Annotated in this window: 22 protein-coding genes and 1 rRNA gene; 18 read left to right on the top strand and 5 right to left on the bottom strand. The window is 56.4% G+C overall.

Going from position 1 to position 23,328, the window contains the following annotated elements; translation table 11 throughout:
- The first annotated feature begins 120 nt into the window (after nt 1–120).
- Nucleotides 121–2,382 (top strand): 5-methyltetrahydropteroyltriglutamate--homocysteine S-methyltransferase, encoded by a 2,262-nt coding sequence (metE, locus tag IEX01_RS20695; RefSeq protein ID WP_024558940.1) that lies wholly within the window; start codon nt 121–123, stop codon nt 2,380–2,382.
- A 132-nt stretch (nt 2,383–2,514) separates the two neighbouring features.
- Here metE and IEX01_RS20690 read toward each other — a convergent pair whose 3' ends face one another.
- Nucleotides 2,515–3,339, bottom strand: a complete 825-nt coding sequence (locus tag IEX01_RS20690; protein ID WP_024558939.1) for a dienelactone hydrolase family protein — start codon at nt 3,337–3,339, stop codon at nt 2,515–2,517.
- Nucleotides 3,340–3,594: 255 nt separating this feature from the next.
- Here IEX01_RS20690 and udp point away from each other — a divergent pair, with 255 nt between their 5' ends.
- The 10 genes from udp (at nt 3,595) to IEX01_RS20640 (ending at nt 11,953) form a co-directional block, all read left to right on the top strand.
- Nucleotides 3,595–4,356: a uridine phosphorylase gene (gene udp / locus IEX01_RS20685; RefSeq protein ID WP_024558938.1), complete on the top strand. Its 762-nt coding sequence runs from the start codon at nt 3,595–3,597 to the stop codon at nt 4,354–4,356.
- Nucleotides 4,357–4,497: 141 nt separating this feature from the next.
- Nucleotides 4,498–5,931, top strand: coding sequence for a DNA recombination protein RmuC (gene rmuC / locus IEX01_RS20680; protein WP_028019802.1), 1,434 nt, complete (start codon nt 4,498–4,500; stop codon nt 5,929–5,931).
- Between the two features lie 90 nt (nt 5,932–6,021).
- The gene (ubiE, locus tag IEX01_RS20675; RefSeq protein ID WP_024553905.1) at nt 6,022–6,777 is read left to right on the top strand and encodes a bifunctional demethylmenaquinone methyltransferase/2-methoxy-6-polyprenyl-1,4-benzoquinol methylase UbiE; all 756 of its coding nucleotides are present in this window, start codon (nt 6,022–6,024) and stop codon (nt 6,775–6,777) included.
- Nucleotides 6,778–6,790: 13 nt separating this feature from the next.
- Nucleotides 6,791–7,396, top strand: coding sequence for a ubiquinone biosynthesis protein UbiJ (gene ubiJ, locus IEX01_RS20670; RefSeq protein WP_024558482.1), 606 nt, complete (start codon nt 6,791–6,793; stop codon nt 7,394–7,396).
- On the top strand, nt 7,393–9,033 hold the full coding sequence (ubiB, locus tag IEX01_RS20665) for a ubiquinone biosynthesis regulatory protein kinase UbiB (protein ID WP_024558483.1): 1,641 nt from the start codon (nt 7,393–7,395) through the stop codon (nt 9,031–9,033). Before ubiJ ends, ubiB begins: the two co-directional genes overlap by 4 nt.
- A 72-nt stretch (nt 9,034–9,105) precedes the next feature.
- A complete protein-coding gene (gene tatA, locus IEX01_RS20660; protein ID WP_024558484.1) occupies nt 9,106–9,360 on the top strand; it encodes a Sec-independent protein translocase subunit TatA in 255 nt (84 codons plus the stop codon).
- A gap of 3 nt (nt 9,361–9,363) precedes the next feature.
- Nucleotides 9,364–9,936 carry a Sec-independent protein translocase protein TatB gene (gene tatB / locus IEX01_RS20655; protein WP_024558485.1) on the top strand — a complete coding sequence of 191 codons (573 nt, stop codon included), beginning with the start codon at nt 9,364–9,366 and terminating at the stop codon, nt 9,934–9,936.
- Between the two features lie 2 nt (nt 9,937–9,938).
- Entirely contained in the window at nt 9,939–10,694 is a 756-nt protein-coding gene (gene tatC, locus IEX01_RS20650) for a Sec-independent protein translocase subunit TatC (RefSeq protein WP_024558486.1), read from the top strand.
- Nucleotides 10,695–10,736: 42 nt separating this feature from the next.
- Nucleotides 10,737–11,528 carry a 3'-5' ssDNA/RNA exonuclease TatD gene (gene tatD, locus IEX01_RS20645; protein WP_188724464.1) on the top strand — a complete coding sequence of 264 codons (792 nt, stop codon included), beginning with the start codon at nt 10,737–10,739 and terminating at the stop codon, nt 11,526–11,528.
- 92 nt (nt 11,529–11,620) lie between these two features.
- Complete coding sequence (locus IEX01_RS20640; RefSeq protein ID WP_024558488.1) at nt 11,621–11,953, top strand: YMGG-like glycine zipper-containing protein; 333 nt, start codon at nt 11,621–11,623, stop codon at nt 11,951–11,953.
- Between the two features lie 38 nt (nt 11,954–11,991).
- Here the strand turns inward: IEX01_RS20640 and rfaH are convergent, their stop codons facing one another.
- Nucleotides 11,992–12,480, bottom strand: a complete 489-nt coding sequence (gene rfaH, locus IEX01_RS20635; RefSeq protein WP_024558489.1) for a transcription/translation regulatory transformer protein RfaH — start codon at nt 12,478–12,480, stop codon at nt 11,992–11,994.
- A 179-nt stretch (nt 12,481–12,659) separates the two neighbouring features.
- Here rfaH and ubiD point away from each other — a divergent pair, with 179 nt between their 5' ends.
- Together ubiD and fre are read left to right on the top strand one after the other, a co-directional pair.
- On the top strand, nt 12,660–14,156 hold the full coding sequence (gene ubiD, locus IEX01_RS20630; protein WP_188724463.1) for a 4-hydroxy-3-polyprenylbenzoate decarboxylase: 1,497 nt from the start codon (nt 12,660–12,662) through the stop codon (nt 14,154–14,156).
- Between the two features lie 46 nt (nt 14,157–14,202).
- A complete protein-coding gene (gene fre / locus IEX01_RS20625; RefSeq protein WP_024558491.1) occupies nt 14,203–14,904 on the top strand; it encodes an NAD(P)H-flavin reductase in 702 nt (233 codons plus the stop codon).
- 51 nt (nt 14,905–14,955) lie between these two features.
- Here the strand turns inward: fre and IEX01_RS21660 are convergent, their stop codons facing one another.
- From IEX01_RS21660 to fadB, 3 genes are all read right to left on the bottom strand, one after another.
- The gene (locus tag IEX01_RS21660) at nt 14,956–15,273 is read right to left on the bottom strand and encodes a hypothetical protein (protein ID WP_229701888.1); all 318 of its coding nucleotides are present in this window, start codon (nt 15,271–15,273) and stop codon (nt 14,956–14,958) included.
- A 123-nt stretch (nt 15,274–15,396) separates the two neighbouring features.
- Nucleotides 15,397–16,560, bottom strand: a complete 1,164-nt coding sequence (gene fadA / locus IEX01_RS20615) for an acetyl-CoA C-acyltransferase FadA (RefSeq protein WP_024561634.1) — start codon at nt 16,558–16,560, stop codon at nt 15,397–15,399.
- Between the two features lie 10 nt (nt 16,561–16,570).
- On the bottom strand, nt 16,571–18,760 hold the full coding sequence (gene fadB / locus IEX01_RS20610) for a fatty acid oxidation complex subunit alpha FadB (RefSeq protein WP_188724462.1): 2,190 nt from the start codon (nt 18,758–18,760) through the stop codon (nt 16,571–16,573).
- A 188-nt stretch (nt 18,761–18,948) separates the two neighbouring features.
- Between fadB and pepQ the strand changes: the two genes are divergently transcribed.
- From pepQ to IEX01_RS20585, 5 genes are all read left to right on the top strand, one after another.
- Complete coding sequence (gene pepQ / locus IEX01_RS20605; RefSeq protein ID WP_024558494.1) at nt 18,949–20,280, top strand: Xaa-Pro dipeptidase; 1,332 nt, start codon at nt 18,949–18,951, stop codon at nt 20,278–20,280.
- On the top strand, nt 20,280–20,891 hold the full coding sequence (locus IEX01_RS20600; RefSeq protein WP_024558495.1) for an IMPACT family protein: 612 nt from the start codon (nt 20,280–20,282) through the stop codon (nt 20,889–20,891). The genes pepQ and IEX01_RS20600 overlap by 1 nt, the downstream gene beginning before the upstream one ends.
- A gap of 40 nt (nt 20,892–20,931) precedes the next feature.
- Entirely contained in the window at nt 20,932–22,383 is a 1,452-nt protein-coding gene (gene trkH / locus IEX01_RS20595; RefSeq protein WP_024561637.1) for a Trk system potassium transporter TrkH, read from the top strand.
- A 12-nt stretch (nt 22,384–22,395) separates the two neighbouring features.
- Nucleotides 22,396–22,941 (top strand): menaquinone-dependent protoporphyrinogen IX dehydrogenase, encoded by a 546-nt coding sequence (gene hemG, locus IEX01_RS20590; protein ID WP_024558497.1) that lies wholly within the window; start codon nt 22,396–22,398, stop codon nt 22,939–22,941.
- A 310-nt stretch (nt 22,942–23,251) separates the two neighbouring features.
- Nucleotides 23,252–23,328 (top strand): 16S ribosomal RNA (locus IEX01_RS20585); the annotation flags it as partial.

Raw genomic sequence — 23,328 nt, 5'->3', positions numbered from 1 at the left:
GCCGAATTATTTAGAGTTAGCCCCTTCGGGGGCGGATCCGAAAAGCATACGGATTAAGAAGAACAGACGAACAGATTCATCTCCTGGCACGGGATTCATTCTTAAGAGAGGCAGAACATCATGACTATCCATAACCACACCCTCGGATTCCCTCGCGTCGGCCTGCGTCGCGAACTGAAAAAAGCGCAGGAAAGCTACTGGGCGGGCAATTCCAGCCGTGAAGAGTTACTGGCGGTGGGCCGCGAGCTGCGCGCACGCCACTGGGAACAACAAAAGGCGGCGGGCATTGATTTGCTGCCGGTAGGGGACTTCGCCTGGTACGACCATGTTCTGACCACCAGCCTGCTGCTTGGCAATGTGCCGGCTCGTCATCAGAACGCGGACGGCTCGGTGGATATCGACACCCTGTTTCGTATTGGCCGCGGCCGCGCGCCAACCGGCGAACCTGCCGCCGCCGCGGAAATGACCAAGTGGTTTAACACCAACTATCACTACATGGTGCCGGAGTTCACGAAAGGCCAGCAGTTTAAACTGACCTGGACGCAGCTGATTGAGGAAGTGGACGAAGCGCTGGCGTTGGGCCACCACGTGAAGCCTGTACTGCTCGGTCCGGTGACTTACCTGTGGCTGGGTAAAGTGAAAGGCGAACCGTTCGACCGCCTTTCGCTTCTGAACGACATCCTGCCGGTTTATCAGCAGGTGCTGGCGGAACTGGCGAAACGCGGCATTCAGTGGGTGCAGATTGACGAGCCGGCGCTGGTGCTGGAGCTGCCGCAGGCGTGGCTGGATGCGTTCAAACCGGCTTATGAAGCACTTGCCGGCCAGATCAAACTGCTGCTGACCACTTACTTTGAAGGCGTGTCGGAAAACCTGGACACTATTGCCGCGCTGCCGGTGCAGGGGCTGCACGTGGACCTGGTTCACGGCAAAGATGACGTTAACGAACTGCATCGCCGTCTGCCTGCCGAATGGCTGCTTTCTGCAGGTGTTGTGAATGGCCGCAACGTCTGGCGCGCGGATCTTGCAGAAAAATATGCGCAGCTTAAGGATCTGGCAGGCAAGCGCGAGCTGTGGATCGGATCGTCCTGTTCGCTGCTGCACAGCCCTATCGATCTGAGCGTGGAAACCCGTCTGGATGATGAGGTGAAAAGCTGGTTCGCCTTCGCGCTGCAAAAATGCCAGGAGCTGGCGCTGCTGCGCGACGCGCTGAACAATGGCGATACCGCGAAAATCGACCAGTGGAGCGCGCCGATTCAGGCCCGTCGCCACTCGGCGCGGGTGCATAACGCCGCCGTAGGCAAACGCCTTGCCGCCATCACCGCGCAGGATAGCCAGCGCGCCCATGCTTATCCGATTCGCGCCGAAGCCCAGCGCGCTCGCTTTAAGCTACCCGCCTGGCCGACCACCACCATTGGCTCCTTCCCGCAAACTACCGAAATCCGCGGCCTGCGCCTGGATTTCAAAAAGGGGAACCTGGATGCAAATCACTACCGCACCGGCATTGCAGAGCATATCAAGCAGGCGATTGTCGAGCAGGAGCGCCTGGGGCTGGACGTGCTGGTGCATGGCGAGGCTGAGCGCAACGACATGGTGGAATATTTCGGCGAGCATCTGGATGGCTTCGTCTTCACGCAAAACGGTTGGGTGCAGAGCTATGGCTCCCGCTGCGTGAAGCCGCCGGTAGTGATTGGCGATGTGAGCCGCCCGGAGCCGATTACCGTTGAATGGGCGAAATACGCCCAGTCGCTGACCGACAAACCGGTAAAAGGCATGCTGACCGGGCCGGTGACAATCCTTTGCTGGTCTTTCCCGCGTGAAGATGTCTCCCGCGAAACCATCGCGAAGCAGATTGCGCTGGCGCTGCGCGACGAAGTGGCGGATCTGGAAGCGGCGGGCATCGGCATCATCCAGATTGACGAACCGGCGCTGCGCGAAGGGTTGCCGCTCAAGCGCAGCGACTGGCAGGCCTACCTGGCGTGGGCGGTGGAAGCGTTCCGCCTGAACGCCGCCGTGGCAAAAGATGAAACCCAGATCCACACCCATATGTGCTACTGCGAGTTCAACGACATCATGGACTCCATCGCTGCGCTGGATGCGGACGTTATCACCATTGAAACCTCGCGTTCGGATATGGAGCTGCTGGAGTCGTTTGAAGAGTTCGAATACCCGAACGAAATCGGGCCGGGCGTGTATGACATTCACTCGCCGAACGTACCGAGCGTGGAATGGATTGAGGCGCTGCTGAAGAAAGCCGCCCAGCGCGTGCCGCAGGATCGTCTGTGGGTTAACCCGGACTGCGGCCTGAAAACCCGCGGCTGGCCGGAAACCCGCGCAGCGCTCGCCAATATGGTAAAAGCGGCGCAAAACCTGCGTCAGGCGTAAGGTTTCGTCGGGGCCGGGGAGGGAGGTTGACCCGCCCTGCAAACTCGCGCGTCGTAGAGAGGTAACGGAGCTGTCGCCAGCCCTGAGCGGCAGTCTGAAAATAAAATCGCCCGGCAAAACCGGGCGATTTTTTTATCCTTTTTTCGCGCCGTAGCGCGCAAACCACGCCAGCATTCGTTGCCAGCCATCCTTTGCCGACTCGGCATGGTAGCTCGGGCGATAATCGGCGTTAAACGCATGTCCCGCTTCCGGATACACCACGATTTCCGCAGTGGCGTTAGCCGCCCGCAGCGCCTGACGCATGGTTTCCACCGTGTCCAGCGGAATGCCGGTGTCCTGCGCGCCATACAGCCCTAAAACAGGCGCGTTCAAGTCTGTCGCCACATCCACCGGGTGTTTCGGCGAATTCAGCGTTTTATCGCCCAGCAGTTTGCCATACCAGGCGACGGCGGCTTTAAGCTGCGGATTGTGCGCAGCGTAGAGCCAGCTAATGCGCCCGCCCCAGCAGAAGCCGGTGAGCAGCAGGCGATGCGCGTCGCCGCCGTTGCGCGCCGCCCAGTTGGCGACGTGATCGAGATCCGCCAGCACCTGCGCGTCCGGCACTTTAGAAACCAGATTGCTGAGCAGAGAAGAGATATCGTTGTAATCGTTAGGATCGCCCTGGCGGAAGTAGAGTTCCGGCGCCACGGCCAGATACCCCTCAAGCGCCAGACGACGACAGATATCGCGGATATGTTCATGCACGCCAAAAATTTCCTGCACCACGATAACTACCGGCAGCGGGCCATCGGCGTTTTTCGGGCGGGCGTGATAAGCGGGCATATTATCGCCCTGTGAAGGAATGGAGGTTTCACCGGCCAGAATGGCGTCTTCTGGCGTCTGGACTACCGTTGAAGCAACGGGAGAAACGGACGGGGCGAAACCCGGTTTGTTGTCGGTTATTGTGTTACTGGTCATGGCATTCTCCGTACCCTTTTTAGCGCATCCGATAACTATAGCGTGCGATGGTAAATTCACCGTTGAACAAAAACGCGCTGTACGAAAGCGAAAGTTATCATTACAAGCAGTAAAGTGTGATTTGCATCACTAATTAATGGAAAAATAATGCAAACTGTTTATATCAAAGTGAATCCTGTCACGAAAAAGCGCGAGCGGCTTCTGTAAAGTACCGTTTTGCTTCTTCTGACCCACCGACCTACAGAGGAGTCTTTTATGTCCAGGTCTGACGTTTTTCATCTTGGCCTTACCAAAAATGATTTGCAGGGGGCCACGCTTGCTATCGTGCCCGGCGACCCGGAGCGCGTGGAAAAAATCGCTGCGCTGATGGAGAACCCGGTTAAGCTCGCCTCGCACCGTGAGTTCACTACCTGGCGCGCTGAGCTGGACGGCAAGCCCGTCATTGTTTGCTCCACCGGCATCGGCGGCCCGTCAACCTCAATCGCTGTGGAAGAACTGGCGCAGCTGGGCATTCGGACTTTCCTGCGCATCGGCACGACTGGCGCCATCCAGCCGCACATCAACGTAGGCGATGTGCTGGTCACGACGGCCTCCGTACGCCTGGACGGCGCGAGCCTGCATTTCGCGCCGATGGAATACCCGGCGGTGGCAGACTTCGCTTGTACCACAGCGTTAGTTGAAGCGGCAAAATCTGTTGGCGCGACGACGCATGTGGGCGTGACCGCCTCTTCTGATACCTTCTACCCGGGCCAGGAGCGTTACGACACCTTTTCCGGCCGGGTGGTCAGCCGCTTCAAAGGTTCTATGGAAGAGTGGCAGGCGATGGGCGTGATGAACTATGAAATGGAATCCGCCACGCTGCTGACCATGTGTTCAAGTCAGGGGCTGCGCGCAGGCATGGTGGCGGGCGTTATCGTCAACCGCACCCAGCAGGAAATCCCCAACGCGGAAACCATGAAGCAGACCGAAAGCCACGCCGTGAAAATCGTGGTCGAAGCGGCGCGCCGCTTGATCTAACCCTGCAAAGGCCGGCTCCCTCCGGCCTTTTTGCGTAATTCCTCGCAGGAATTACGCTCCTCACCGAAAAACGCTTCCCGTCTGGACATCTGTACAGCACAATCGCTGCTGGCATGCGTTGCAGTTCAGGCAGGAGGCGTTGTGGAAAGCTCATACATTTTGTTGGCGATAATCGCTCTGGCGGGCGTGCTGGTAGGGTGGCTGTTAGCAAGCCAGCGGGCGGCGCAGCTAAAGGCGGAGTTGCTGGCGGAACAGCGCGATATTTACGGCGAACTGAGCGCCGCCAAAGCCTCGCTTGAACAGAGCTTACACTGGCGTGACGAATGCGAACTTCTCAACAATGAACTGCGCAGCCTGCGGGAAATTAACAGCTCGCTGGAGTCTGACCTGCGCGAAGTCACTACCCGTCTTGAATCCACCCAACTGCACGCCGAAGAGAAGCTGCGCCAGATGATGAACAGCGAGCAGCGCCTGAGCGAGCAGTTTGAAAATCTCGCCAATCGGATTTTTGAGCAGAGCAACCGGCGGGTTGAAGAGCAGAACCGCCAGAGTCTGAACGGGTTGTTAACGCCGCTGCGCGAGCAGCTCGACGGTTTTCGCCGCCAGGTACAGGAGAGCTTCGGCCAGGAGGCGCGAGAGCGCCATACGCTGGCGCATGAAATCCGCAACCTGCAACAGCTGAACGCGCAAATGGCCCAGGAGGCGATTAACCTTACTCGTGCGCTGAAGGGCGACAACAAAGCCCAGGGCAACTGGGGCGAAGTGGTGCTGGCTCGGGTGCTGGAGGCTTCTGGCCTGCGCGAAGGGCACGAGTACGAAACGCAGGTCAATATCCAGCTTGCCGACCGCAGCCGCATGCAGCCGGATGTCATTGTGAGGCTGCCGCAAGGCAAAGATGTCGTCATCGACGCCAAAATGACGCTGGTGGCCTATGAGCGTTACTTCAACGCGGAAGATGACTATACCCGCGACCTGGCGCTTAACGAGCACATCGCCTCTATCCGCAACCATATCCGCCTGCTGGGACGTAAGGATTACCAGCAACTGCCGGGGCTGCGCACGCTCGACTATGTATTGATGTTTATTCCCGTCGAACCCGCCTTTTTACTGGCTATCGATCGGCAGCCGGAAATCATCAACGAGGCGCTGAAAAATAACATTATGCTCGTCAGCCCAACCACGCTGCTGGTGGCGCTGCGCACTATCTCTAACCTCTGGCGCTATGAGCATCAGAGCCGAAACGCTCAGCACATCGCCGAACGCGCCAGCCGGCTGTACGACAAAATGCGTCTGTTCGTGGATGACATGACCGCCATCGGTCAATGTATCGATAAGGCAGGCGACAGCTACCGGCAGGCGATGAAAAAGCTGGCTTCCGGGCGCGGCAACCTGCTGGTGCAGGCCGAAGCGTTTCGCGCGCTGGGCGTGGAAATTAAGCGCGAGATTAATCCGGATTTAGTGGAACAGGCCCGTCAGGAAGAGGAAGCGTGGCCGCTGCCGGATGGGCAGAATGCGTCAAAGGACGCTATAAATGACAATAGCTTAACTTCATACCGCGCCGCGGGCGAAGGCTAAGACGGCGCTACGCGATGGCCTTGAATCATAGGGCAATCGCGCCCAATCTGTTACACTTCACGAACATTTTCTTGATAAGCAGGCACTGAGATGGTTGAAGATTCACAAGAAACAACGCACTTTGGCTTCCAGACTGTAGCGAAAACGGAAAAAGCCGATAAAGTCGCGCAGGTGTTTCATTCTGTGGCCGCAAAATACGACATCATGAACGACCTGATGTCTTTTGGCATTCATCGTCTGTGGAAGCGCTTCACTATCGACTGCAGCGGCGTACGTCGTGGGCAAAGCGTGCTGGATCTCGCGGGCGGCACCGGCGACCTGACCGCTAAATTCTCCCGTCTGGTTGGCGAGAGCGGCCGGGTGGTGCTGGCGGATATCAACGACTCCATGCTGAAAATGGGCCGCGAAAAGCTGCGCAACACCGGCGTGGTCGGCAATGTCGAGTATGTGCAGGCGAACGCCGAAGCGCTGCCTTTTCCTGATAACACTTTCGACTGCATCACCATCTCTTTTGGTTTGCGTAACGTTACCGACAAAGAAAAAGCGCTGCGCTCCATGTTCCGCGTGCTGAAGCCGGGCGGCCGCCTGCTGGTGCTGGAGTTCTCCAAGCCGACCATTGAGCCGCTCAGCAAAGCCTATGACGCTTACTCTTTCCACGTATTGCCGCGCGTAGGCGAGATGGTGGCGAATGATGCGGAGAGCTACCGTTATCTGGCCGAATCTATCCGCATGCATCCGGATCAGGATACGCTGAAAGCGATGATGGAAGACGCCGGTTTTGAAAGCGTGAACTATTACAACATGACCGGCGGCATCGTGGCGCTGCATCGCGGCTACAAGTTCTGACAGGAGGTGGCGGATGCCGTTCACACCCCTTATTACGGCAGGCATAGAGGGCGTGCTTAACACATTCCTCTATCGCGAGCCGGCGCTGAAAGGGCCGCGCCAGCGCTTACAGGGAAAAGTGTTGCGGGTAGTGCTAAAAGAGTTTTCCGCGCCGCTGGTGCTCTCTTTTAGTGAAAAGCAACTGGATGTGCTGAGCCAGTGGGAAGGCGAGGCGGACTGCTCGGTAATTACCCGGCTTTCAGTGCTGCCTAAATTGCAGGACAGACAGCAGCTCACCTCGCTTATTCGCAGCGGCGAACTGGAAGTGCAGGGTGACCTGCAGGTGGTGCAAAATTTTGTCGCGCTGCTGGATTTAGCCGAGTTTGATCCCGCGGAGGTGCTTGCACCCTATACGGGCGATATCGCCGCTGAAGGGATCAGCAAGGTAGTGCGCCGTGGCGGTTCATTGCTAAAGAAAAGCGTTATCCGCAACCAGCAGTACCTGGCTGAGGCCTTGACTGAAGAGTGGCGAGTGGCGCCGGGAAGGCTTGAAGTCGCCTGGTTTTCTGAGGAGATCTCGGCGATTGAGCGCTCTGTAGAAGCATTAACCAAACGGCTGAATAAACTGGAGGGCAAATGACGCCAGGTGAAATTCGGCGCCTTTATTTCATCATTCAGACCTTTCTAAGCTATGGGCTTGATGAGCTCATTCCCCGTATGCGTATCACGCTGCCGCTGCGCCTTTGGCGACGCGGGCTGTTCTGGATGCCTAACCGGCATAAAGATAAAGAACTGGGCGAGCGTCTGCGTCTGGCTTTACAGGAGCTTGGTCCGGTCTGGATTAAATTTGGTCAGATGTTGTCAACCCGCCGCGATCTTTTCCCGCCGCAGATAGCCGATCAACTGGCGCTGTTGCAGGACCGCGTGGCCCCGTTTGACGGCGTGCTGGCGAAACGGCAAATCGAAAAGGCGATGGGCGATATTCCTGTCGAAACCTGGTTTGACGACTTCGACATCAAACCACTGGCCTCCGCCTCGATTGCGCAAGTGCATACCGCCCGGCTGAAAGAGAACGGGAAAGAGGTGGTCATCAAAGTTATCCGTCCGGATATCCTGCCGGTTATCCAGGCGGACATGAAGCTCATCTACCGGCTCGCCCGCTGGGTGCCGCGTCTGATGCCGGATGGCCGCCGTTTGCGCCCGCTGGAAGTGGTGCGCGAATATGAAAAAACGCTGATTGATGAGCTGGATCTGCTAAGAGAGGCGGCTAATGCCATTCAGCTGCGCCGTAACTTTGAAAATAGCAAAATGCTGTACGTGCCGGAGGTTTACTCCGACTATTGCAGTCAGAACATGCTGGTCATGGAGCGTATTTACGGCATTCCAGTTTCTGATGTAGCAGCGCTTGAGAAAAACGGCACCAACCTGAAACTGCTGGCTGAGCGCGGCGTGCGCGTCTTCTTCACCCAGGTATTTCGCGACAGCTTCTTCCATGGCGATATGCACCCTGGCAATATTTTCGTCAGCTACGACCACCCGGAAGACCCGCAATATATCGGTATCGACTGCGGCATTGTGGGCTCGCTTAACAAAGAAGATAAGCGTTATCTGGCGGAAAACTTTATCGCTTTCTTTAACCGTGACTACCGTAAAGTCGCGGAGCTACACGTTGATTCCGGCTGGGTGCCGCCCGATACCAACGTTGAAGAGTTCGAATTCGCCATCCGTACCGTCTGCGAGCCGATTTTTGAAAAGCCGCTGGCCGAAATCTCGTTCGGGCATGTCCTGCTGAACCTTTTTAACACGGCGCGCCGCTTCAATATGGAAGTGCAGCCGCAGTTAGTGTTGTTGCAAAAAACGCTGCTTTATATCGAAGGCGTAGGGCGTCAGCTTTATCCTCAGCTTGATTTATGGAAAACGGCGAAACCTTTTCTGGAAACCTGGATCAAAGATCAGGTGGGCTTCCCGGCTCTGGTGCGCGCGGTTAAAGAGAAATCCCCTTATTGGGTGGAAAAACTGCCCGATTTGCCGGAGCTGGTTTACAACAGCTTGCGTCAGGGCAAACAACTGCAACAAAGCGTTGATAAGATTGCCAATGAATTGCACGCTCATCGCGTTCGGCAGGGACAGTCGCGTTACCTTTTCGGGGTGGGCGCTACGCTGTTGCTGAGCGGCACGCTGCTGCTTATCAACCGGCCCGACTGGGAGTTTACGCCCGCCTGGCTGATGGCGGGAGGGCTTGTCGTCTGGCTTATCGGCTGGCGGCGATCGAGCTGAATTTATCGTCATGGAATGGCCGCGTGATTTATAATGCGGCCTGATACTTCTTCATTAGTAGCTGAGGTTTTTATGGGTGGCATCAGTATCTGGCAATTGTTAATTATTGCCGTTCTCGTCGTTTTGCTTTTCGGCACCAAAAAATTGCGCTCTCTGGGGTCCGATCTGGGCGAATCGATCAAGGGCTTTAAAAAGTCCATGAGCGATGACGACAAAAAAGAGACCTCGCACCAGCAGGATGCTGATTTCACTGCGAAATCAATCGCTGATAAGCCTGATGAGGCTAAAAAAGACGAGGCGAAACGCCACGATAAAGAGCAGGTGTAATTCGTGTTTGATATTGGTTTTAGTGAACTGCTGCTGGTCTTCGTTATCGGTCTCATTGTACTGGGGCCGCAACGCTTGCCTGTCGCGGTGAAAACGGTGGTGGGCTGGATCCGGGCGCTGCGCTCGCTGGCCACTACCGTACAAAATGAGCTTTCTCAGGAGCTGAAGATTCAGGAATTGCAGGACAGCCTGAAGAAAGTGGAAAAGGCGAGCCTTAATAACCTGACGCCAGAGCTGAAGGAGTCGATGGATGAGCTGCGTCATGCAGCGGAAGCCATGAAGCGCTCTTATACCGCGAATGACCCGGAGAAGGCGAGTGACGAGGCCCACACCATTCACAATCCGCTGGTGAAGGACAACGAAGCGAGCCATGAAGGCGTTACGCCGGGCTCGGCGGAGCATCAGGCCGAAGCGCCAGCGCAAAAGCCAGCCGCAGCGCCTGAGCAATCTGCTCAGCCAGCGGCCAGCGCCGAGGCGTCGACCGCGAAACCGCAGCCCGCGCCGGAGGTCAAAAAGGCTGAGCCCGTAGTCTCCCGTAATCCGGAACCGGCTTCCCCAACGAGTGATAAACCCTGAACATGGCTGTTGAAGATACCCAACCCTTAATCAGTCATCTGATTGAACTGCGCAAGCGGCTGCTGAACTGCATTATTGCGGTACTGGTCATTTTCCTGGCGCTGGTCTATTTCGCGAACGATATTTACCAGCTGGTCGCCGCGCCGCTTATCTCTCAGATGCCGCTTGGCGCGACCATGATCGCCACCGATGTGGCCTCGCCGTTTTTTACCCCTATCAAGCTTACTATCATGGTGTCGGTCATCCTGTCGGCGCCGGTTATTCTCTATCAGGTATGGGCTTTTGTCGCACCGGCGCTGTACAAACATGAACGTCGGCTGGTCGTGCCGCTGCTGGTATCCAGCACGCTGCTCTTTTATATCGGCATGGCGTTTGCCTACTTTGTCGTTTTCCCGCTGGCGTTTGGCTTTTTAACCAAAACGGCGCCTGCGGGCGTGGTCGTATCAACAGACATCACCAGTTATCTTGATTTCGTGATGGCGCTGTTTATGGCCTTCGGCGTGTCGTTTGAGGTGCCGGTCGCCATTGTGCTGCTCTGCTGGCTTGGCGTAACCACACCGGAAGATCTCAAGGCGAAGCGGCCGTATGTGCTGGTCGGCGCTTTCGTCATCGGTATGCTGCTGACGCCGCCGGATGTCTTTTCACAAACGCTGCTGGCGATTCCGATGTACTGCCTGTTTGAAGTCGGCGTCTTTTTCGCAAGATTCTATGTCGGCAAACGCCGCCCGGATAATTCGGAAGAAGAATCGCAAGAGTAAGTGATAACCGCCCGTCAGGGCGGTTTTTATATGGGAAGCGCTATGTTTGATATTGGACTGAACATCACCAGCTCACAGTTCGCCAAAGACCGTGATGAAGTCATTTCGCGCGCGCATGCGGCTGGGGTGAACGGCCTGCTTTTTACCGGCACGAATCTGCATGAAAGCGCCCAGGCGCAGCAGCTGGCGCAGCGCTACGAGCGTTGCTGGTCCACCGCAGGGGTGCATCCTCACGACAGCAGTCAGTGGGATGACGCTTCTGCTCAGCAGTTGCGTGAGCTTGCCCGCCAGCCGGAAGTGGTGGCGATTGGCGAATGCGGGCTCGATTTTAACCGTAACTTTTCTACGCCCGAAGCGCAGGAGCGCGCGTTCAGCGCCCAACTGGCGATAGCCGCTGAGCTCGGCATGCCGGTTTTTATGCACTGCCGCGATGCGCATGCGCGTTTCCTCGCTTTGCTCGACCCGTGGCTTGATAAACTCCCCGGCGCGGTGCTGCACTGTTTTACCGGCACTGAAGAGGAAGCGAGAGATTGCCTGGCGCGCGGGCTCTATCTGGGGATTACCGGCTGGGTGTGCGATGAGCGCCGCGGCCTGGCATTGCGCGAGCTGCTGCCGGTTATTCCTGCCGAAAAACTCCTGCTGGAAACGGATGCGCCTTATCTTTTGCCGCGCGATCTCTCACCTAAACCCGCTTCATGGCGTAACGAGCCTTGCTATCTGCCGCATATCCTTGAACGCGTCGCCGCCTGGCGTGGAGAGGATGCCCGCTGGCTGGAGCAGGTAACCGATGCAAATGCGGCGCGCCTGTTTTTTTCCCATCCTGTTGCGGCATAACCGTACAGAAATATACACAGATGTCAGAATGGCGGTTTCTTCGCAGTGATATCCTTGGCGCCGGCAGTAACCTGGTTTGTTAAGGAAAAATCATGCAAAAGAAAATCACTGGAATGTTCATTCTCTGTCTGGCGCTGGCTGGTCAGGCGCAGGCTATCGATAAAACAGCTACTGGCGCGGTGCTGGGCGCCACGGCGGGCGCGGTTGCCGGCAAGAGCGTTAAAAGCACTGTTGGCGGCGCTGTGGTTGGCGCAGGCGCGGGCGCAATGCTTAAAAAAGGCGACAAAGGAAAAGCGGCGCGTAAGGGCGGCGCTGTTGGCGCGGTAGTGGGTGCGGGAGTCGCTGCGGCAACAGGGAAAAGCGTGTTGAAAGGCGCTGCGGTTGGCGCAGGCGCAGGCGGCGTGGTCGGCGAAGCGACCCATTAATAACCGGCATCGGCTCGCAATGCGCGGGCCGATGGGAATTAAATTTTACGGAAATCGGTGTTTTTTACGCTCTGCCGAACCTGCTTGTTAAGCAGATTAAGCAGCAGCATGGAGCGGGTCTCGCCATCCGGCTCGGTGAAAATCGCTTCCAGTCCCTCAAAAGCGCCTTCGGTAATCACCACTTTATCGCCTTCATATGGCGTTTGCGGGTCAGTAACCTCTTCTGGCTGGCAGTTCTGCAGCTGTTCAATCACCGTCAGCGGCACCATGGCAGGTTGCGAACCAAAACGAACAAAATGGCTGACGCCGCGAGTCGCGCTGATAGTCGTGGTATGAATCTCTTCCGGATCGAATTCCACAAACATATAGTTCGGGAACAGAGGCTCACTGACTGCAGCGCGTTTTCCCCGCACGATTTTTTCAAGCGTAATCATGGGGGTCAGGCAATTGACCTGCTGGCGCTCAAGATGCTCTTGCGCACGCTGAAGCTGTCCTCGTTTGCAGTACAGTAGATACCAGGATCGCATGATAACTCTTCTTATTATTGCCTATTGCCGGGCGGGCAAGCATAACAAAACCACTCAGGGATCGCTAAGGTGATTATAACGGAAGCCATAATGGCATGCGGCCTGGATTCACGTTAATTTAACAAAACTACGGCGTGGCCGCCGCGAACGCCGTATAATGGAGAGCTTAACCCGAGGGCATGAATAACTGCATGAAATATCACGATCTACGCGACTTTCTTGCGCTGCTGGAGCAGCAGGGCGAACTTAAACGCATTTCGCTTTCCGTCGATCCCCACCTGGAGATGACTGAAATCGCCGACCGCACATTGCGCGCTGGCGGTCCCGCTTTGCTGTTCGAAAATCCGAAGGGTTACAGCATGCCGGTTCTGTGCAATCTCTTTGGCACGCCGAAGCGCGTAGCGATGGGCATGGGGCAGGAAGAGGTGTCGGCTTTGCGTGAAGTGGGCAAGCTGCTCGCTTTTTTGAAAGAGCCGGAGCCGCCGCGTGGATTTCGCGATCTGTTCGACAAGCTGCCGCAGTTTAAGCAGGTGCTTAACATGCCGACGAAACGGCTGCGCGGCGCGCCTTGCCAGCAGAAGGTCATTCAGGGTGATGATGTCGATCTGACGCGTATCCCCATCATGCAGTGCTGGCCCGAAGACGCTGCGCCGTTGATCACCTGGGGACTGACGGTAACGCGCGGCCCGCATAAAGAACGACAGAACCTCGGCATTTATCGTCAGCAGTTGATTGCTAAAAACAAGCTGATTATGCGCTGGCTCTCGCATCGCGGTGGCGCGCTTGATTTCCAGGAGTGGCAGGCGGCGCGCCCTGGCGAACGCTTCCCGGTTTCCGTGGCGCTGGGCGCCGATCCGGCGACCATCCTCGGCGCGGTGACGCCTGTGCCGGATACGCTTTCTGAATACGCTTTCGCCGGGCTGCTGCGCGGCACCAAAACCGAAGTGGTAAAATGTCTTTCTAACGATCTCGAAGTGCCTGCCAGCGCGGAAATCGTGCTGGAAGGCTATATTGAAGCGGGTGAAATGGCGCCGGAAGGACCCTATGGCGATCACACCGGCTATTACAATGAGATAGACAACTTCCCGGTCTTTACCGTCACGCACATTACGCAGCGCGAAGACGCTATTTATCACTCCACCTATACCGGCCGTCCGCCAGACGAACCGGCGGTGCTTGGCGTGGCGCTGAACGAAGTGTTCGTACCGATCCTGCAAAAGCAGTTCCCGGAAATTGTCGATTTTTATCTGCCGCCGGAAGGGTGCTCTTATCGCCTTGCGGTAGTCACCATTAAGAAGCAGTACGCCGGACACGCCAAACGCGTCATGATGGGTGTCTGGTCATTCCTGCGGCAGTTCATGTATACCAAGTTTGTTATCGTCTGCGATGACGACGTGAACGCGCGTGACTGGAACGATGTTATCTGGGCTATCACGACGCGTATGGATCCGGCGCGCGATACGGTAATGGTGGAAAACACGCCAATTGATTACCTGGATTTCGCATCGCCAGTTTCCGGCCTTGGCTCAAAAATGGGACTGGACGCCACCAATAAATGGCCCGGCGAGACTCAGCGCGAGTGGGGCCGTCCCATTAAAAAAGATCCTGCGGTCACGGCGCGGATAGACGCTATCTGGAACGAGCTGGCCATTTTTAATGACGGTAAGGGCGCCTGAAGCGCCGCCGTCGCGGTTTGCCTTATTGACCCGACAGAGGGAACGCATGACAATCTTAAGCTGTAAAGTGACCTCGGTAGAAGCTATCACGGATACCGTGTATCGCGTTCGTTTAGTGCCTGAAGCGCCGTTTTCTTTTCGCGCGGGCCAGTACCTGATGGTTGTGATGGACGAGCGGGATAAGCGTCCCTTCTCCATGGCCTCCACGCCCGATGAACACGCTTTTATTGAGCTGCATATCGGCGCCTCCGAGCTTAATCTCTACGCGATGGCGGTGATGGATCGCATCCTGAAAGAGCGTGAAATCGTAGTAGATATTCCTCACGGCGAAGCGTGGCTGCGCGACGAAGAAGATCGCCCCATGATCCTGATTGCCGGCGGCACCGGTTTCTCCTACGTACGCTCAATTCTGCTGACCGCGCTGGCGCGCAACCCAAACCGCGATATCACGATTTACTGGGGCGGGCGCGAAGAGAAACACCTTTATGATTTGCCGGAGCTGGAAGCCCTGTCGGTGAACCATCCTAATCTTCGTGTGGAACCGGTAGTGGAACAGCCTGAAGAGGCGTGGCGCGGGCGCAGCGGCACTGTGCTGACGGCAGTTTTGCAGGATTTCGGTACGCTGGCGGAACATGACATTTATATCGCTGGCCGCTTCGAAATGGCGAAAATCGCCCGCGATCTGTTCTGCAACGAGCGCAACGCGCGTGAAGATCGTCTGTTTGGCGACGCATTCGCGTTTATTTGATTACTTTTGCGCTTCACCCGGGCCCTCTCTTCTTGCGGGAGAGGGTCTGCCTCAGCGGATAAACGTAAACAGCGGCTTATCTTCTTCCAGCAAGCACAACAGCATGACGCTCGGTTTTGTCGCGCTCCTCAGCGTGGCGGTTAACTGCGTGGCAATGTGCTGACGGCCAATCTTACGGTCGTACCGCTCTACCTGAACGCTATCCGGGACAATTTTTAACGCATTAAGCGCCGTCAGCCCTTCTGGATTTTCTTTTAACTCTTTTTTTGCCTCGTCCAGACAGCGCTGCACCAGCGTCAGCTCGGTAGAGGCCGTTTGTGCAAAAACAGGAAAAGCCAGAATGCAGAAGAGAAGCGAAAAGATTTTCACGATGGATACCTTTGTTAAGAGCCACGCCTTCCTGGCGAGAAAAGCAGCATAACAGGGAGAGTATAAAAGAAAAAACCCGCCCCTGACAGGCGGGAAGAACGGCAACTAAACTCAGAAAATGACTCAGACTCGCTCAAATACCGTGGCGATGCCCTGACCGAGACCAATGCACATGGTGGCGAGGCCAAACTGGGCGTCGCGTCGCTCCATCAGGTTAATCAGCGTGGTGCTAATGCGCGCGCCGGAGCAGCCGAGCGGGTGGCCCAGCGCGATGGCGCCGCCGTTGAGGTTTATCTTCTCGTCTATCTGCTCCATCAACCCCAGGTCCTTAATGCATGGCAGGATCTGCGCGGCGAACGCTTCGTTCATCTCGAAAAGGTCGATATCGCTGGCGGCAAGGCCCGCTTTCTTCAGCGCCAGCTTTGAAGCCGGAACCGGGCCGTAACCCATGATTGAAGGATCGCAGCCGACCACCGCCATAGCACGAATGCGCGCGCGCGGCGTCAGGCCCAGCTCCCGGGCGCGGGATTCGCTCATCACCAGCATAGCGGCGGCGCCGTCGGAAAGGGCGGAAGAGGTGCCCGCCGTCACGGTACCGTTCGCCGGGTCGAAGGCGGGTTTCAACGTCGCAAGGCTTTCCACGCTGGTTTCCGGACGGATGACTTCGTCATAGTCATAGCGCTTTAGCACGCCGTCGGCGTCATGGCCGCTGGTGGGGATGATTTCATTTCTAAAATGTCCCGCCTGGGTCGCCGCCCAGGCGCGCTGGTGCGAGCGGGCGGCAAACGCATCCTGCATTTCCCGGCTAATGCCATGCATGCGGGAGAGCATTTCCGCCGTCAGCCCCATCATGCCCGCCGCTTTCGCCACGTTGCGGCTTAAGCCGGGATGAAAATCAACGCCATGGCTCATCGGCACATGACCCATATGCTCCACGCCGCCGACAAGACAAGCCTCTGCATCGCCGGTCATTATCATGCGAGCCGCGTCGTGCAGCGCCTGCATAGACGAGCCGCACAGGCGGTTTACCGTAACGGCAGGCACCGAGTGCGGAATTTCCGCCAGCAGCGCCGCGTTGCGGGCGATGTTAAAACCTTGCTCCAGCGTCTGTTGCACGCAGCCCCAGTAAATATCATTAATGGCGTTGGCTTCCAGCTGCGGATTGCGTGAAAGCAGGCTGCGCATCAGGTGCGCGGAAAGATCCTCTGCCCGCACGTGGCGAAAGGCGCCGCCTTTGGAACGGCCCATCGGGGTGCGGATAGCGTCAACAATTACAACCTTCTCCATACTTCGCTCCTTAAGCCGTTTTCAGTTCGCCAGCCGCCTGGGCGGGTTCAACCTGAGGGTAATAGGGCTCGTTGCGGCGCGCTTTTTCACGCAGCCCCGCCGGTACTTCATAAAGCGGCCCCAGCGCCTGATAGCGTTGCGCCATATCCAGATACTTCGCACTGCCCTGTGTATCAAGCCAACGGAACGCGCCGCCGTGGAACGGAGGGAAGCCCAGCCCGTAGACTAATGCCATATCCGCTTCCGCAGGGCCTGCGATAACGCCTTCTTCCAGACAGCGAACCACTTCATTAACCATCGGGATCATCATGCGGGCGATAATCTCTTCATCGCTGAAGTTGCGCTTCGGTTGGCTGACTTCAGCAAGCAGGCCGTCTGTTGCGTCATCCTGCTCTTTGCGCGGTTTGCCTTTGCTGTCTTCTTTATAGCTGTAAAAGCCTTTACCGTTTTTCTGGCCGTAGCGGCCGGCGTCGAACAGCGCGTCGATAGCGTCGCGGTAATCTTTCTGCATACGCTGCGGGAAACCGGCCGCCATAACGGCCTGCGCGTGGTGCGCGGTATCAATGCCGACCACATCCAGTAAATAAGCGGGGCCCATCGGCCAGCCGAACTGTTTTTCCATCACTTTATCTATCTGACGGAAATCCGCGCCGTCACGCAGCAGCTGGCTGAAACCGGCAAAGTAAGGGAACAGTACGCGGTTGACGAAAAAGCCGGGACAGTCGTTTACCACTACCGGGGTTTTCCCCATCTGGCTGGCCCAGGCCACCACTTTGGCGATGGTTTCTTCAGAGGTTTTTTCGCCGCGGATCACTTCCACCAGCGGCATGCGGTGCACCGGATTGAAGAAGTGCATGCCGCAGAAATTTTCCGGGCGTTTAAGCGCGCTTGCCAGTTCGGTGATAGGAATGGTCGAGGTGTTGGAAGCCAGCACCGTATCGGGGCGCACCTTCTCTTCGGTTTCCGCCAGCACCGCTTTTTTCACCTTCGGGTTTTCCACGACCGCTTCTACGACAACATCAACGCGATCGAACCCGGCGTAATCCAGCGTCGGATGAATAGTGGCGATAACGCCCGCCATCTTCAGCCCGTCGATTTTGCCGCGCTCAAGCTGTTTATTGAGCAGCTTGCTGGCTTCGCCGATGCCGAGCGCCAGCGATTTCTCATTAATATCTTTCATGATCGCCGGCACGCCTTTCCAGGCGGATTGATAAGCGATGCCGCCGCCCATGATGCCTGCGCCCAGTACGGCGGCCTGCTTCGGCGCTTCAACCGATTTCGTCAGTTTCTTCGCCAGGCCTTTTACGTACTGATCGTTTAAGAAAATGCCGACCAGCGCGCGCGCTTCGCTGGAATGCGCAAGCGGCACAAAACTTTGGTTTTCCAGCTCCAGCGCTTCGTCGCGCCCAAGGCCCGCCGCCGCTTCGATAGTCTTCACGGCGGTCATCGGCGCAGGATAGTGTTTACCGGCGGTTTGCATGACCACGCCTTTTGCAATGGTGAAGCTCATGGCGGCTTCAATCTTGCTGAGCTTCAGCGGCTCAAGCTTCGGCGCGCGTTTCGCTTTCCAGTCCAGGTCGCCTTTCATGGCCTGGCGCAACACGCTGAGCGCCCCTTCGCGTAATTTGTCAGCATTGACGACGGCGTCCACCAGGCCAAGCTTCAACGCCTCTTGCGCGCTGACATCTTTTCCGGCGGCGATAATTTCCAGCGCGCTATCGGCGCCCAGCAGACGCGGCAGGCGAACCGAGCCGCCAAAGCCCGGCATGATGCCAAGCTTCGTTTCCGGCAGGCCGATACGCAGGTCCGGCGTGGCGATACGGTAATCGGTCGCCAGCACGCATTCGCAGCCGCCCCCCAGCGCATAGCCGTTAATGGCGGCAAGGGTGGGAACCGGCAGATCCTCAAGACGGTTGAAAATGCGGTTGGCGAAACGCAGCCAGTCGCTTAACTGCGCCTGCGGCACGAGGAACAGGGAAAGAAATTCGTTAATATCCGCGCCAACGATAAAAGCCGCTTTCTCTGAGCGCAGCAGCAAACCTTTAAGATTGGATTGTTTTTCCAGCACATCTAATGCGTGGCCAAGGCTTGCAACGGTCGCGGTGTCGAGCTTGTTAACCGAGCCTGGGGCATCAAACACCAGTTCGGCGATGCCATCTTCCAGCCAGTTAAGGTACAGGGTGTCGCCTTTGTAGAGCATGTCAGTCTCCTGAATCCAGCAAGGTGATCTGGTCGTACCAGATGAAGCGGAGTGTGGAGTTGATGTTAATGAAATGCAAATTTCTCTTTAAATATTTGCAAACTTGATCACGGATGGGGGAAACCCGTTTGTGCAGATAAGTTGTGCTAAGATGCCGGGGTTTAGGACTAATAGGTGAAGGGTAAATTATGGATTCGTTGGCTGCTCTTTATAAAAATCATCTGGCTACGTTACAGGAACGTACCCGTAATGTGCTGTCGCGCTTTAATCTTGATGCGCTGCTCATCCATTCTGGTGAGCTGTTCAACGTCTTTCTTGATGACCATCCTTATCCGTTTAAAGTAAACCCGCAGTTTAAAGCATGGGTGCCGGTGACCCAGGTGCCGAACTGCTGGTTGCTGGTGGATGGCGTCAACAAACCGAAGCTCTGGTTTTATCTGCCGGTCGATTACTGGCACAACGTAGAGCCGTTGCCGCAGTCATTCTGGACGGACGAGATAGAGATTATCGCACTGCCGAAAGCGGATGGCATCGGCAGCCAACTTCCTGCCGCGCGCGGTAATATTGCTTATATCGGGCCGGCGCCGGAACGTGCGATACAGCTGAGCATCGCTGCCGATAAGATCAACCCGAAAGGGGTTATCGACTATCTGCACTACTATCGGGCTTATAAGACGGATTACGAACTGGCCTGTATGCGCGAAGCGCAGAAAACGGCAGTAATTGGCCATCGGGCTGCGCACGAAGCTTTCCTTTCCGGAATGAGCGAGTTTGATATTAATCTCGCTTACCTGACCGCCACTGGCCATCGCGATACCGACGTGCCTTACGGCAATATCGTGGCGCTCAATGAGCATGCCGCCGTGCTGCATTACACGAAGCTTGATCAGCAGGCGCCCGCAGAGATGCGCAGCTTCCTGCTGGATGCCGGGGCGGAATATAACGGCTATGCGGCAGATCTCACCCGTACCTGGGCCGCCAGCAGCGATAACGACTTTGCGCAGCTGATTAAAGACGTGAACGACGAGCAACTGGCGTTGATTGGCACGATGAAGGCGGGCGTGAACTACATCGATTACCACGTGCAGTTCCATCAGCGCATCGCGAAGCTGCTGCGTCGTCATCAGATTGTGAATGACATCAGCGAAGAGGCGATGGTGGAAACCAATATTACCGGGCCGTTTATGCCGCACGGAATCGGTCATCCGCTGGGCCTGCAGGTGCACGACGTGGCGGGATTCATGCAAGACGATACCGGCACGCACCTTCCTGCCCCGGAAAAATATCCTTATCTGCGCTGTACCCGTGTGCTGCAGCCGCGCATGGTGCTGACCATCGAGCCTGGCATTTACTTTATCGAGTCGCTGCTCGCGCCGTGGCGTGAAGGGCAGTACAGCAAGCATTTCAACTGGCAGAAGATTGAAGCGCTTAAGCCGTTCGGCGGCATCCGCATTGAGGATAACGTGGTGATTCACGAGAACGGCACGGAAAACATGACGCGGGATCTCAAGCTCGCCTGATGGAAAGCTGGCTTATTCCGGCGCAGCCGGTCACCGTTACAGAAGAGATAAAGAAAAGCCGCTTTATTACGCTGCTCGCGCATACCGATGGCGTGGAAGCGGCGAAAGCGTTCGTCGGGCAAGTGAAGGCGGAGCATCCTGATGCCCGTCATCACTGTCAGGCCTGGGTGGCGGGCGCGCCGGATGATTCACAAAAGCTGGGCTTTTCCGATGACGGCGAACCCGCGGGAACGGCGGGTAAGCCGATGCTTGCTCAACTGCTCGGCAGTGGGGTAGGCGAAATTACCGCCGTGGTGGTGCGCTACTACGGCGGCATTAAGCTTGGGACGGGTGGGCTGGTGAAAGCCTATGGCGGCGGCGTGCAGCTGGCGCTCAATCAGCTCGTCACGCTCCGCAAAGTGCCGTTAACTGAATATACTTTGCTGTGTGATTACGCACAGCTCACCGGTATCGACGCTCTGCTTAAGCAGCATGAGGGGCTGATAGTGCACAGCGATTACCAGGCGGGCGTGACGTTGCGCGTGGCGCTGCCTCATACGCAGGTGGCGTTGTTTTCTTCAAGGCTTGCGGATTTTAGTCGCGGCGCGTTGCATTTGTTACCGGTTGAATAATAATCCCCCCTCGTTTTTTTGATCCCTAAGGAAGCGGCTGATGCATTTTCGCGCCATAACCCGAATCGTTGGACTACTGGTTATTCTCTTTTCCGGGACCATGATTATCCCTGGACTGGTGGCCCTCATTTACCGGGACGGCGCGGGCCGTGCCTTTACGCAAACCTTCTTTGTCGCGCTGGCGATAGGCGCGGTGCTCTGGTGGCCAAACCGCCGGGAGAAAAAAGAGCTCAAATCCCGCGAGGGGTTTCTTATCGTCGTTCTCTTCTGGACGGTGCTGGGAAGCGTGGGGGCGTTGCCCTTTATCTTTTCTGAACGGCCGAACCTGACGGTTACCGACGCCTTCTTTGAATCCTTTTCCGGATTAACGACCACAGGCGCAACAACGCTGGTGGGGCTGGACTCGTTACCCCACGCTATTTTGTTTTATCGCCAGATGCTGCAGTGGTTCGGCGGTATGGGGATCATCGTCCTGGCGGTGGCGATTCTGCCTATTCTGGGCGTCGGGGGGATGCAGCTTTATCGCGCCGAAATGCCAGGACCGCTCAAGGACAATAAAATGCGCCCCCGCATCGCTGAAACGGCGAAAACGCTGTGGCTGATTTACGTTTTGCTTACCGTTGCCTGCGCGCTGGCGCTGTGGTTCGCCGGGATGTCCGCTTTTGACGCCATCGGCCATAGTTTTGCGACTATCGCTATCGGCGGTTTCTCTACGCACGATGCGAGCGTGGGCTATTTTGACAGCCCTACCATCAATACCATTATCGCTATCTTCCTGCTTATTTCCGGCTGTAACTACGGCCTGCACTTTTCGCTGCTGAGCGGACGTAACCTGAAGGTTTACTGGCGGGATCCGGAGTTCCGGATGTTTATTGGCGTACAGGTGACGCTGGTGGCGGTCTGTACGCTGGTGCTCTGGTTCCACGACGTTTATAACTCCGCCGTGATGACGTTAAACCAGGCGTTTTTTCAGGTGGTCTCAATGGCGACTACCGCAGGCTTTACCACAGACAGTATTGCGCGCTGGCCGCTTTTCTTACCTGTGCTGCTGCTTTGTTCCGCTTTTATTGGCGGCTGCGCCGGGTCGACTGGCGGTGGGCTTAAAGTGATTCGTATTCTGCTGCTCTTTAAGCAAGGGAACCGCGAACTGAAACGGCTGGTTCATCCCAACGCGGTTTACACCATTAAGCTTGGCAACCGCGCCTTGCCGGAACGCATACTCGAGGCGGTATGGGGGTTCTTCTCTGCCTATGCGCTGGTATTTATTATCAGCATGCTGGCGATTATCGCGACAGGGGTGGATGACTTTTCGGCTTTCGCCTCGGTCGTCGCAACGCTGAATAATCTGGGGCCGGGGCTTGGCGTGGTAGCGGATAACTTCGCCAGCATGAACCCGGTCGCGAAATGGGTCCTGATGGCGAACATGCTGTTTGGTCGTCTGGAAGTTTTTACTCTGCTGGTGCTGTTTACACCTACCTTCTGGCGCGAATAAATGGAGTCTGTATTGAAAACCCTTATTTTGTTTTCTACCCGAGATGGACAGACGCGTGAGATAGCGTCCTTTATCGCTTCGGAACTAAAAGAGCAGGGCGTGGACGCGGACGTTATGAATTTGCACCGTGCGGAAACTATCGACTGGTCGCTCTATAACAAAGTCGTCATTGGCGCTTCTATCCGCTACGGACACTTTCACGCGGCGCTGGACGCGTTTGTGAAAAAGCATCATGCGGAACTGAACGCTTTACCGGGCGCTTTCTTTTCCGTAAACCTTGTCGCGCGTAAGCCAGAGAAACGTACGCCGCAAACTAACAACTACACGCGTAAATTTCTTCTTCATTCGCTATGGCGTCCAGACCACTGTGCGGTGTTTGCAGGCGCTTTGCGTTATCCGCGTTATCGCTGGTATGACCGTTTCATGATTCGGTTGATTATGAAAATGACAGGCGGGGAAACGGATACCCGTAAAGAAGTGGTCTACACCGACTGGAAACAGGTCGCGGCTTTTGCCCGGGAAATCGCTCGTCTTTCGCACAATCCGCGCAATGGTTAGGCGTATTGCCTGGGAAATGACCGAACGATAACTTTTTTGTATTTTTCTCTTGTCAGCGCCGAAACAGGCCCTATAATGCGCCTCCACTGACACGGCACAACGGCATACACGCCGGCCTGGCAGCAAGAATCAAAACGGAATTAAGCGAAATTAACGCTTGACTCTGAAGCGGGAAAGCGTAGTATACGCAACCCGCGCCGCCGAGAAGATGGACTGGATTCTTAACGTCGCAAGACGAAAAATGAATACCAAGTCTCAACGAGTGAACACGTAATTCATTACGAAGTTTAATTCATTGAGCATCAAACTTTAATTGAAGAGTTTGATCATGGCTCAGATTGAACGCTGGCGGCAGGCCTAACACATGCAAGTCGAGCGGTAACAGGG

Origin of the sequence: Franconibacter daqui (assembly GCF_014644275.1) — a bacterium.
GTDB lineage: Bacteria > Pseudomonadota > Gammaproteobacteria > Enterobacterales > Enterobacteriaceae > Franconibacter > Franconibacter pulveris.
This window is presented reverse-complemented; position numbering and strand designations above follow the sequence as displayed.